Origin of the sequence: Hydrogenophaga intermedia (assembly GCF_000723405.1) — a bacterium.
Classification (GTDB): Bacteria; Pseudomonadota; Gammaproteobacteria; order Burkholderiales; family Burkholderiaceae_C; genus Hydrogenophaga; species Hydrogenophaga intermedia.
The window spans coordinates 207707-219069 of the sequence record NZ_CCAE010000003.1 but is presented as its reverse complement, the minus strand read 5'-3'; the positions used below and the strand labels follow the sequence as shown (position 1 = coordinate 219069).

Annotated in this window: 7 protein-coding genes; 6 read left to right on the top strand and 1 reads right to left on the bottom strand. The window is 70.2% G+C overall.

Going from position 1 to position 11363, the window contains the following annotated elements:
* Positions 1-76: 76 nt before the first annotated feature.
* A complete protein-coding gene (locus tag BN948_RS03960; RefSeq protein WP_035620456.1) occupies positions 77-2140 on the top strand; it encodes a TonB-dependent receptor family protein in 2064 nt (687 codons plus the stop codon).
* Here BN948_RS03960 and BN948_RS03955 read toward each other — a convergent pair.
* Complete coding sequence (locus tag BN948_RS03955) at positions 2137-3060, bottom strand: LysR family transcriptional regulator (RefSeq protein WP_009517248.1); 924 nt, start codon at positions 3058-3060, stop codon at positions 2137-2139. The genes BN948_RS03960 and BN948_RS03955 overlap by 4 nt on opposite strands.
* A gap of 110 nt (positions 3061-3170) precedes the next feature.
* Here BN948_RS03955 and metE point away from each other — a divergent pair, with 110 nt between their 5' ends.
* The 5 genes from metE (at position 3171) to BN948_RS03930 (ending at position 11346) form a co-directional block, all read left to right on the top strand.
* Positions 3171-5465 (top strand): 5-methyltetrahydropteroyltriglutamate--homocysteine S-methyltransferase, encoded by a 2295-nt coding sequence (gene metE, locus BN948_RS03950; protein WP_009517249.1) that lies wholly within the window; start codon positions 3171-3173, stop codon positions 5463-5465.
* A 132-nt stretch (positions 5466-5597) separates the two neighbouring features.
* The gene (locus BN948_RS03945; RefSeq protein WP_009517250.1) at positions 5598-6038 is read left to right on the top strand and encodes a YciI family protein; all 441 of its coding nucleotides are present in this window, start codon (positions 5598-5600) and stop codon (positions 6036-6038) included.
* 103 nt (positions 6039-6141) lie between these two features.
* On the top strand, positions 6142-6927 hold the full coding sequence (imuA, locus tag BN948_RS03940; RefSeq protein ID WP_009517251.1) for a translesion DNA synthesis-associated protein ImuA: 786 nt from the start codon (positions 6142-6144) through the stop codon (positions 6925-6927).
* Positions 6869-8218 (top strand): Y-family DNA polymerase, encoded by a 1350-nt coding sequence (locus BN948_RS03935; RefSeq protein ID WP_009517252.1) that lies wholly within the window; start codon positions 6869-6871, stop codon positions 8216-8218. Before imuA ends, BN948_RS03935 begins: the two co-directional genes overlap by 59 nt.
* Positions 8215-11346: an error-prone DNA polymerase gene (locus tag BN948_RS03930; protein WP_009517253.1), complete on the top strand. Its 3132-nt coding sequence runs from the start codon at positions 8215-8217 to the stop codon at positions 11344-11346. The genes BN948_RS03935 and BN948_RS03930 overlap by 4 nt, the downstream gene beginning before the upstream one ends.
* The last annotated feature ends 17 nt before the right edge of the window (positions 11347-11363 follow it).

Genomic DNA, 11363 nt, shown 5'->3' with positions numbered 1-11363 from the left:
CCCCCGCTCCGCCCGCACGGCCACGTCGCGTGGCTGGCCGCGCGCGCCCGTCGTCCCGAACACCGAAAGAACACACATGAACCGTCCGTCATGCGCTGCGCTGTGCGCGGCCGTGCTGTCCCCCTGCGCATGGGCCCAACCCGCCCCATCCCCACAGGCCGCGGGCCAGTTGCCCACCATCACCATCAAGGCCGACAAAGCGGCCGATCCCACGCGCGAAGCGCTGCAGGCCGAACAGGCCCTCACCCCCGGCGGCGTCTCGCTCATCGATGGCGACAGCCTGCGCCAGCGCGGCGTCAGCAACCTCGCCGACATGCTGCGCTACACGCCCGGCCTGTGGGCTGCGGGCGGCTCCACCGGCGACTCCGTCTTCCTCTCCAGCCGCGGCTCCAACCTGGACGCCACCAACTACGACGGCAACGGCATGCGCATGCTGCAGGACGGCCTGCCCGTGAGCGCGGCCGACGGCAACAACCACAACCGCGACGTCGATCCGATGTCGGCGCGCTACGCCATCGTGGCGCGCGGCGCCAACGCGCTCACCTACGGCGCCAGCACCCTGGGCGGCGCGATCGACTTCATCACGCCCACCGCGCGCGACGGCGCGCCCAATGAAGTGCTGGTCGGCGCCGGCAGCTTCGGCGAGCGCCAGGGACGGGTCACCCTCGGCACCGTCAGCGGCGCATTCGACGGCCTGGTCACCGCCGAGACGCGACGCTACGACGGCTTTCGCGGACACCAGCAACAGGAACGCACCAGCCTGTACGCCAACGGCGGCTGGCAGCTCGGCGACCGCGTGAGCACACGCGTCTACCTCAGCGCCATCGACAACGACCAGGAACTGCCCGGTGGCCTGACGCGCCAGCAGTGGCTGGACAACCCGCGCCAGGGCTCGGCCGAGGCCATCGCCGGCGACTACCAGTACAACGTCAAGACCTGGCGCCTGGCCAACAAGACGGTGTGGGACATCGACGCCGACAGCCAACTCACGGTCGGTCTGTCGGTCGAGAACCAGCAGCTCTTCCACCCCATCGTCTACGCGCCGCCATTCTTCTCGCTGCTCATCGACACCGAGCAGCGCACCGTGGGCAGCACGGTGCGCTACCAGCGCCGCATGGGCGCGCACGACCTGCTGGTCGGCCTGAACTGGGCCCAGACCACCGTGGACGGCGGCAACGACAGCTACACGCCCGGCGGCGCGCGGACGCGCTTCGCCGTGGTCGACAACAAGGCCGACAACCTGGAGCTGTTCGTGATGGACCGCTGGCAGTTCGCGCCGAACTGGACGCTGGTCTATGGCGCCCAGGCGGTGACGACCCGCCGCGAGGTCGCCACCTCCAACCTCGAGGGCGACTACGACAGCCTCAACCCGCGCGTGGGCCTGATCCGTCAGCTCACGCCCGACGCACAGCTGTTCGCCAACATCAGCCGCGTGTATGAAGCGCCCACTCTGTACGAGCTGGAAGACGAAACCCCCGGTGGCCCGCCCAACACCCTGCTCGACGCCATGAGTGGCACGGTGTTCGAGGTGGGTGCGCGTGGCCAGAAGGCCCTGGGCGGCGGCAACCGCTGGAACTGGGACCTGGCCGTGTACTACACGAAGCTGCGCAATGAGATCCTCTCGCGTGACGACCCCACCGCGCCCGGCACCAGCCTGTCGATCAACGCCGACGACACGGTGCACGCCGGCGTGGAAGCCCAGGTGGGCGGCAGCTTCGCCATGGGCCACAGCGGCCGGCACCGACTCGAACCCCTGGTCAACCTCACGCTCAACCACTTCCGCTTCCGCAACGATCCGCTCTACGGCAACAACACGCTGCCGGCGGCACCGAAGCTCGCGCTGCGAGCGGAAATGATCTATCGCCACGCCAGCGGCTTCTTCGCCGGCCCCACCCTGGATGTGGTGAGCAGCCGCTGGGCCGACTTCGCCAACACCTACCGGGTCGACTCCTACACCCTGTGGGGCCTGCGCGCGGGCTTCACCGCCAAGGACTGGGAGGTGTTCGCCGAAGCGCGCAACCTGGGCGACAAGCAGTACGTGTCCATGTTCAGCGTGCGCGACCGGGCGGGGGCGAACGACGCCATCCTCACGCCGGGCGCACCGCGTTCGCTCTACGTGGGCGCACGGCTGAAGTTCTAGGGCCGTGGCGCGCGCGCCGGCTTTGGCCGCGGGCCGGCCGCCGGCTCGCGCGCCAGCGCAATGAAGCCCTTGAGGTAGTCGATCTCCAGGTCCGCCTCGCGCACGCCGAGGTGGATCTGCTTGGCGATGCCCTGCTTGCCCAGGCGCACCGGCACCACCTTCATCTTGCCCGCGTACTCCTCGGCCAGCCAGCGCGGCAGCGCCGCCACGCCGCGGCCGCTGGCCACCATCTGCAACATGATGTCGGTGGTCTCGATGGTCTTGTGCTGGCGCGGCGTGATGCCCGCCGGCTGCAGGAACTGCGTGTAGACGTCGAGCCGGTCGGTGGCCACGGGGTAGGTGATCAGCACCTCGTTCGTGAGCTGCGCGGGCTTCACGTAGGCCGCCTGCGCCAGCGGGTGCTTCGCGCCCACCACCAGCACCTGCTCGTAGTCGAACACCGGTTCGTAGTGCAGGCCGGGCTTGTGCAGCGGGTCGGGTGTCACCAGCAGGTCGATCTCGTAGCCGAACAGCGCGCCGATGCCGCCGAACTGGAATTTCTGCTTCACGTCCACGTCCACGTCGGGCCAGCGCGCCAGATAGGGCGACACCACCTTCAACAGCCACTGGTAACACGGGTGGCATTCCATGCCGATGCGCAGCGCGCCGCGCTCGCCCTGCGCGAACTGGCGCACGCGCTCCTCGGCCTGGGTGAACTGCGGCAGCACACGCGTGGCCACGGCCAGCAGGTACTGGCCCGCCTGCGTCAGGCGCAGGCTGCGACCCTCGCGGTGCCACACGTCCGTGCCGAGCTGCTGTTCCAGCTTGCGCATGGTGTGGCTCAGCGCGGACTGGGTGGTGTGCAACACATCCGCCGCGGCGGTGAGCGTGCCCTCGCGCTCCACCGCCTGGATGATGGTCAGGTGCGAACGTTCGAGCATTTTCTATCCATGAACAATTTCGATCGATTGTTGATAAATGACCATTTTACTTTCATGGATCGAGCGGACACCATGCCGGCCTTGACATCCCATCGCACAAGGCATTGCTCATGGTCACCGCACACAACCTCGGCTTCCCCCGCATCGGCGCGAAACGTGAATTGAAGTTCGCCCAGGAGGCGTACTGGAAGGGCCAGTCGTCGCGCGAGCAACTGCAGGCCGAAGGCGCGCACCTGCGCCAGCAGCACTGGGCCGAGCAGACCGGCCTCGACCTCGTTCCCGTGGGCGACTTCTCCTTCTACGACCAGGTGCTCGACATGAGCTTCACCCTAGGCAACCTGCCGGCGCGCGTGCGCGGCTTCCATGGCGACGCACTGGACAACTACTTCCGCGTGGCGCGCGGCCGAAGCGCGCAGAGCACCGACGACCACACCGCCTGCTGCGGCGGCGTGGCCGCCGGCGAGATGACCAAGTGGTTCGACACCAATTACCACTACATCGTCCCCGAGTTCGACGCCGGCACCAGCTTCACGCTCGACGCCTCCCGCCTGCTCGACCAACTGGCCGAAGCGCGCGCGCAAGGCGTGAAAGCCAAGCCCGTGATCGTGGGCCCCGTCACCTACCTCTCCCTCGGCAAGTCCAAAGACGGCACCGACAAGCTCACGCTGCTGCCGGCGCTGCTGGCCGTCTACACGCAACTGCTGGACACCCTGGCCGCGCAAGGCGTGGAGTGGGTGCAGATCGACGAACCGCTGCTGGTCACCGAGCTCGACGAACACTGGCGCCACGCGTACAACACCGCCTACCACCAGCTCAAGACCAGCAAGGTCAAGCTGCTGCTGGCCACCTACTTCGGCCCGCTGCTGGAGAACGGCTACCTCGCGGCCAACCTGCCCGTGGCCGGCCTGCACATCGACGCCGTGCGCGGCCGCGAGGACGTGCTGCCCGTGCTCAACCTGCTGCCCGCGCACAAGGTGCTGTCGCTGGGCGTGATCGACGGCCGCAACATCTGGAAGACCGACCTCAACGCGGTCCTGAACTGGCTGGAACCCATCGCCGAGCGCCTGGGGGATCGGCTGTGGATCGCGCCCTCGTGCTCGCTGCTGCACGTGCCGGTGGACCTGCGCAGCGAGCAGAAGCTCGACGCCGAACTCCAGTCCTGGCTCGCGTTCGCGGTGCAGAAGCTCGACGAGTTGCGCGTGCTCGCCACCGCGCTGCGCGAGGGCCGCGCCGCCGCGCGGGACGCGCTGGACGCCAACCGCGCCGCGCTGGCCGCCCGCCGCGCCTCACCGCGCGTGCACAAGCCCGCCGTGCAGGCCGCGGTCGCGAAGATCGGTGCCCGCCTGGGCCAGCGCGACAGCGCTTACGTGAAACGCGCCCCCAAACAGGCCGCCTTCCTCAAGCTGCCGCTCTACCCCACCACCACCATCGGCTCCTTCCCACAGACGGCCGAGATCCGCCACGCGCGCAGCGAGCACAAGGCCGGCCGGCTCGATGACGCAGCGTATCAAGCGGCGATGAAGGCCGAAATTCAACGCAGCGTGCGCGAGCAGGAGGCCCTGGGCCTGGACGTGCTGGTGCACGGCGAGGCCGAGCGCAACGACATGGTCGAGTACTTCGGCGAGCAACTCCAGGGCTACGCCTTCAGCCAGTTCGGCTGGGTGCAGTCCTATGGTTCGCGCTGCGTGAAGCCGCCCATCCTGTTCGGCGACATCAGCCGCCCGAAGGCGATGACGGTGGAGTGGATCACCTACGCACAGTCGCTGACGCAACGGCCCATGAAGGGCATGCTCACCGGCCCGGTCACCATCCTCAACTGGTCCTTCGTGCGCGACGACCAGCCGCGCTCGGTCTCGTGCAAACAACTGGCACTGGCCATGCGCGACGAGGTGCTGGATCTGGAGAAGGCCGGCGTGCGCGTGATCCAGATCGACGAGGCCGCGTTGCGCGAGGGCCTGCCACTGCGCAAGGCGCAATGGCAGGAGTACCTGGCTTGGGCCGTGGAGTCCTTCCGCATCACCGCCAACGGCGTGCGCGACGAGACCCAGATCCACACCCACATGTGCTACTCGGAGTTCAACGACATCATCGAGGCCATCGCCGGCATGGACGCCGACGTGATCACCATCGAGACCTCGCGCTCGGACATGGAGCTGCTCGAGGCCTTCGAGGACTTCGAGTACCCGAACGAGATCGGCCCGGGCGTGTACGACATCCACTCGCCCAACATCCCGACGCAGGAACACATCGAACAACTGATGAAGAAGGCGGCCGAGCGCATCCCGGCGCAGCGCCTGTGGGTGAACCCGGACTGCGGCCTGAAAACGCGCCAATGGCACGAGGTGATTCCCGCGCTGACGCACATGGTGGCGGCGGCCAGGGCACTGCGCGCCGAGGCGGCCTGAAGCGGGCAGGGACGCCGTTCGTCGGCGCCCGGGGCGGGCTCAGGGCCAGCCTGTCGATCCCGGTGGATCCTGGCCGTCGTGTGGATGCAATGCCGCTATTGCGACGTATCCATCAACACACAGGAGAACCCCATGCGTTTCATCGTGATGATCAAGGCCACCGCCGACAGCGAAGCGGGCGTGATGCCCACCGAGGAAGAATTCGCCGAGATGGGCCGCTTCAATGAAGAACTCGTGAACGCTGGCGTCATGGTCTCGGGCGAGGGCCTGCACCCCAGCTCCAAGGGCGCGCGCGTGCACTTCTCGGGCAAGAACCGCCGCGTGGTCGACGGCCCCTTCGCCGAGACCAAGGAGCTGGTCGCCGGCTTCTGGATCTGGCAATGCGCCTCGCTGCAAGAGGCCATCGACTGGGCCAAGCGCTGCCCCAACCCCATGCGCGGCGACTCGGAGATCGAGATCCGCCGCATCTACGAGGCCGAGGACTTCGGCGAGGCCTTCACGCCCGCGCTGCGCGAGATGGAAGACCGACTGCGTGAGCAGCTGGCGGCGCAGCAGAGCCAGCCGGCGCGCTAAGGCCCGCTGCCGCCGCCCGGCGGATGTACCAGGCGTCACGCCCGGCCATCCGTCAGGGAATCGTGAGTCGTGATACTGTACGTGCATACAGTATCACGATGCCATGTCCTCCCCTTCGGCCGAGCCCTCGGCCCCCACCCCGCCCGCGGCGCCCTGGCCGCGCCGCGTGGCCGACGCCCTCTGGCGCGGCCATGAGCTTGGTGCACCCATTTCGCGAGTGCTCACTTCAGGTTGGGCTGCACTGGACCGCGAGCTGCCCGGCGGCGGCTGGCCCTGCCGCGCGCTCACCGAGGTGCTGCAGGCCCGGCCCGGCGCGCACGAATGGCGCCTGCTGGCGCCCTGCCTGCCGCAACTGGCCGGCCGTTGCCTGGCCTTGGTCGGCCCGCCCTGGACACCGCACAGCCCCGGTCTGCAGCGCCTGGGATTGCCGGCGCGCCAACTGATCTGGGTACAGGCCGACAGCGAGGCCGAGCGCCTGTGGGCGAGCGAGCAGCTCATCCGCGCCAACGCCTGCGGCGCGCTGCTGGCCTGGCTGCCGCAGGCCCACCCCGAAGCCCTGCGCCGCCTGCAGGTGAGCGCGCAGGGCAACGATGGCCTGGTGCTGCTGTTTCGCCCGCAGGCCACGCAAGGCCAGGCCTCGCCCGCGCCGCTGCGCCTGCTGGTGCGGCACGACGCCGACTGGGCCCTGCGCGTTCGCGTGTTCAAGCGCAAGGGCCCGCCGCACGAAGGCGAGTTGCGCCTGCCTTCGGTGCCGGGCGGGCTGGACGCCGTGCTCACGCCGCGCATGCGCACGCCGGGCCGCTGGGTCCCTGAATCCGAGGAGGCCGCCGATGTGGTGGGCCGCACTGCTCCTGCCCGAAGCGAACGGCGACAGCACCAGCGCGCCTGAGGCGGCGGACGCGATGGGCGCCCGGTTGGCCGCGCTGGGCACCTGGGCGCTGCAGTTCACGCCCCGGGTGGCCAGCGTCGAGGGCGCCGTGCTGATGGAGCTGGAGGCCAGCCTGCGCCTGTTCGGTGGCCGCCCCGCGCTGCGCGAGCGCGTGCGCGAGGCGGCGATGGCCGAGTTCGGCATCCATCGCATCGGCTGGGCCCCCACCGGCCTGGCCGCGCTGGCCTTTGCGCGCGCGGGTGTCGATGGCGCCGAGACCCCGCTCTCCCCGGCCCTGGACCGACTGCCCCTGGACACGCTCGGCGCCGTGGCGCCGCACCGCGGCACGCTGGCGCGCCTGGGCTGCCGCACCCTGGGCGACGTGCGCCGCCTGCCGCGTGGCGGCCTGGGCCGGCGCTTCGACGCCGCACTGCTGGAGGCGCTGGACCAGGCCCACGGCCAGCGCCCCGAACCGCAGCGCTGGCTCGCGCCGCCCGAGACCTTCCTCGCGCGGCTGGAGCTGATGTCGCGCGTGGAGGACGCACCCGCGCTCATGCACGGCGCGCACCGCCTGCTGCTGCGCCTGTGCGGCTGGCTGGCCGCGCGGCACCGGGGCGTCACGGCCTTCGCGCTGCGCTGGGCGCACGACGCGATGCGTTCACGCGCCGCCGGAGAAGGCGGTGAACTGGTGCTGCGCACGCGCACGCCCACACGGCGCATCGAGCACCTGGCGCGCCTGCTCGCCGAGCACCTGGCGCGCACCGAACTGCTGGCGCCCGTGGGCGACCTGGAACTGGAGGCCCTGGACACGCAGCCGCTGGCGCCACCCAGCGCCTCGCTGCTGCCCGACGACGGCACGGCCGACACCGCGCTGGACGAGACGCTGGAGCGCATCGCCGCGCGCCTGGGCGCACCGCGCGTGCTGCGGCCCGTGCCATTGGACGACCACCGGCTCGAACACATGCAGCGCTGGCAACCCGTGGGCGAGCCCCTGCCGCGCGCACGGCCCGCGCCCCACCCCCACGACCACCTGCCCGACCGCACGCCACAGCCGAGCTGGGTGCTGCCCCAGCCGCTGCGACTGCCGGTGCGCGGGCATCGGCCCATGTACCGCAGCGTGTTGCTCCTGATCGCCGGGCCGCACCGCGTGGAAGGCGGCTGGTGGGACCGCGCAACCGACGGCGCGCAGCACCGCCACGCGCAACGCGACTACTTCGTCGCGCTCGACGAGCAGGCCGGCGTGCTGTGGGTGTTCCAGGAGCGCCTGGCCGATGAAGACGGTGCCTGGTACCTGCATGGGGTCTTCGCATGAACACGCCATCTGCCCTGCCCGCCTACGCCGAGCTGCACTGCCTCAGCAACTTCAGCTTCCTGCGCGGCGCCAGCCACCCGCAGGAGTTGGTGCGCCGCGCCGCGCAACTGGGCTACGCCGCGCTGGCCATTGCCGACGAATGCTCCATGGCCGGCGTGGTGCGCGCGCACGTCGAGGCCAAGGCACAAGGCCTGCCGCTGATCATCGGCGCGCAGTTCCGCGTGCACGACGCGCCCTTCACGCTGGTGGCGCTGGCGCAGAACCGCGCGGGCTACGGCAACCTGTGCGAACTCATCACGCGGCTGCGCCGCGCCAGCCCGAAGAAAGGCGAGTACCGCCTGCACCTCGCCGACATCGAACCGGGCGCGCTGGGCGATTGCCTGCTGCTCGCCGCGCCCGATCGCGGCACGCCCCTGCCGCGTCTGCTCGATGTCGCGCGCTGGTTGCTCACCGGCTTCAGCGGGCGCTGCTGGTTCGCGGTAACGCTGCTTCGCCAGCTCGACGACGAGGCCTGGCTGGCTCGTCTGCGCGAGACGAGCGAGCTCAGCGCCATCCCGCTCGTGGCCACGGGTGATGCCTTGATGCACGTTCGCTCGCGCCAGGCGCTGCAGGACGTGCTCAGCGCCACGCGCCTGGGCCAACCACTCACCGCCTGCGGCCGGCAGTTGCAGCCCAACGCCGAGCGCCACCTGCGATCGCGCCTGCGCCTGTCCACCACCTACCCGGCCGATCTGCTCGCCGAAACCCTGCGCGTGGCCGGGCTCTGCGGTTTCTCGCTCGATGAGCTGCGCTACCAGTACCCGGCCGAGGTGGTGCCCGAAGGCCGCACACCCGCGCAGCACCTGCGCGCGCTCACCGAACAGGGCGCGGCGCGGCGCTGGCCCGGCGGCACGCCCGACAAGGTGCGCGCGCAGATCGAACACGAGCTCGCCCTCATCGCCGAGCTGCGCTACGAGCACTACTTCCTCACCGTGGCTGACATCGTTCGCTTCGCGCGCGGCGAGAAGATCCTGTGCCAGGGCCGCGGCAGCGCGGCCAACTCGGCGGTCTGCTACTGCCTGGGCGTGACCGAGGTGGACCCCGCGCGCCAGACCGTGCTGTTCGAGCGCTTCCTCAGCAAGGAGCGCAACGAACCACCCGACATCGACATCGACTTCGAGCACGAGCGGCGCGAGGAGGTGATCCAGTACCTCTACAACAAGTACGGCCGCGAGCGCGCCGCGCTGGCCGCCACCGTCATCACCTACCACCGGCGCAGCGCCATCCGCGACGTCGGCAAGGCGCTCGGCTTCGACGCCGGGGCGATCGACCGCCTCGCCAAGGAACAGCAGTGGTTCGACGGCCGCACGCCCTCGGCCGAGCGTCTGCTGGCCGTGGGCCTGCAACCCGACGACCTGGCCGTGCGCCAGCTCATCGACCTCGTCGGCGTGCTCACGGGCGAGGCCATCGGCGAGCTGTCGGGGTTCCCGCGCCACCTCTCGCAGCACGTGGGTGGCTTCGTGCTCACGCAGGACCGGCTCACGCGCATCGTGCCAGTGGAGAACGCGGCCATGGAAGACCGCACCGTGATCGAGTGGGACAAGGACGACCTCGAGGCCCTGAACCTGCTCAAGGTCGACGTGCTCGCCCTGGGCATGCTCACCGCGCTGCGCAAGGCGCTGGTCTTCATCGGCCAGTGCCTGGGCCGGCCTTTTGAATTGCAGGACATTCCCGACGGCGACGACCCCACCTACGACATGATCTGCGCGGCCGACACCGTCGGTGTGTTCCAGATCGAGAGTCGCGCGCAGCAGAGCATGCTGCCGCGCCTGCGGCCCCGGGTGTTCTACGACCTGGTGATCGAGGTGGCGATCGTGCGGCCCGGGCCCATCCAGGGCGGCATGGTGCACCCTTACCTGAACCGGCGGCAGGGCAAGGAGCCGGTTCACTACGAGAAGGACGAACTCAAGCCTGCCCTCGAACGCACCCTGGGCGTGCCCGTGTTCCAGGAACAGGTGATGCAACTGGCCATGATCGCCGCCGGCTTCACCGCCGGCGAGGCCGACGAGCTGCGCCGGGCCATGGCCGCGTGGAAGCGCAAGGGCGGCCTGCACAAGTACCACGAGAAGATCGTCAAGGGCATGACCGGCAACGGCTACTCGGCCGAATTCGCCGAACGCATTTACCAGCAGATCCACGGTTTCTCCGACTACGGCTTCCCCGAAAGCCACGCCGCCAGCTTCGCGCTGCTGGTCTACGACTCCTGCTGGATCAAGCGCCACCACCCGGCTGCCTTCCTGGCCGCCATGCTCAACAGCCAGCCGCTGGGCTTCTACACGCCCAGCCAACTGGTGCAGGACGCGCAGCGCCACGGCGTGGTGGTGCGCGCAGTGGACGTGTGCCACAGCGACCCGGACTGCACGCTGGAAGGCCCGCCGCACGAACCCGTGGTGCGCCTGGGCCTCAACCGCGTGAGCGGTCTGTCGCGCGAGGCGGCCGATCGCATCGCCGTCGCGCGCCGCGACGCACCCTTCAGCGACGCCGAAGACCTCGCGCAGCGCGCGGGCCTGGACCAGCGCGAACTGCAGGCCCTGGCCGCGGCCGACGCGCTGATCGGCCTCTCCGGTCACCGGCGCCAGCAGATGTGGGACGCGGCGGGCCTGCGCACGCCGCCCGCGCTGCTGCGCCACGCACCGGTGAACGAATTGCCCATCGAACTGCCGCCCGCGCCCGAGGGCGAAGCCATCGTCTGGGACTACGCCGCCACGCGCCTGACGCTGCGCCGCCACCCGCTGGCCCTGCTGCGGCCGCAGTTGAAAGCGCGGCGCCTGATGACGGCCGAGGAACTCAAGACCCTGCCCGACAAGCGCTTCGCGCGCGCCTGCGGCATCGTCACCGTGCGCCAGCAGCCGGGCACGGCCAACGGCACCATCTTCGTGTCACTGGAAGACGAGACCGGCACGGTGCAGGTGATCGTCTGGCGCCACGTGCGCGAACGCCAGCGCGCCGCGCTGCTGCACGCGCGGCTGCTGGCGGTGCACGGCGTGTGGCAGCGCGAAGGACCGCTGTGCAACCTGATCGCCGGACGGCTGGAGGACCTGACGCCGCTGCTGGGGCGGCTGGCGACGGAGAGCCGGGATTTCCACTGAGGTCAATCAATTTCTGG

Bases quoted from the DNA above. Each gene is read 5' to 3' on its own strand.
- BN948_RS03930 (WP_009517253.1), top strand. From the start codon at position 8,215: ATGAACACGCCATCTGCCCTGCCCGCCTACGCCGAGCTGCACTGCCTC.
- metE (WP_009517249.1), top strand. From the start codon at position 3,171: ATGGTCACCGCACACAACCTCGGCTTCCCCCGCATCGGCGCGAAACGT.
- BN948_RS03960 (WP_035620456.1), top strand. From the start codon at position 77: ATGAACCGTCCGTCATGCGCTGCGCTGTGCGCGGCCGTGCTGTCCCCC.
- imuA (WP_009517251.1), top strand. From the start codon at position 6,142: ATGTCCTCCCCTTCGGCCGAGCCCTCGGCCCCCACCCCGCCCGCGGCG.
- BN948_RS03935 (WP_009517252.1), top strand. From the start codon at position 6,869: ATGTGGTGGGCCGCACTGCTCCTGCCCGAAGCGAACGGCGACAGCACC.
- BN948_RS03945 (WP_009517250.1), top strand. From the start codon at position 5,598: ATGCGTTTCATCGTGATGATCAAGGCCACCGCCGACAGCGAAGCGGGC.
- BN948_RS03955 (WP_009517248.1), bottom strand. From the start codon at position 3,060: ATGCTCGAACGTTCGCACCTGACCATCATCCAGGCGGTGGAGCGCGAG.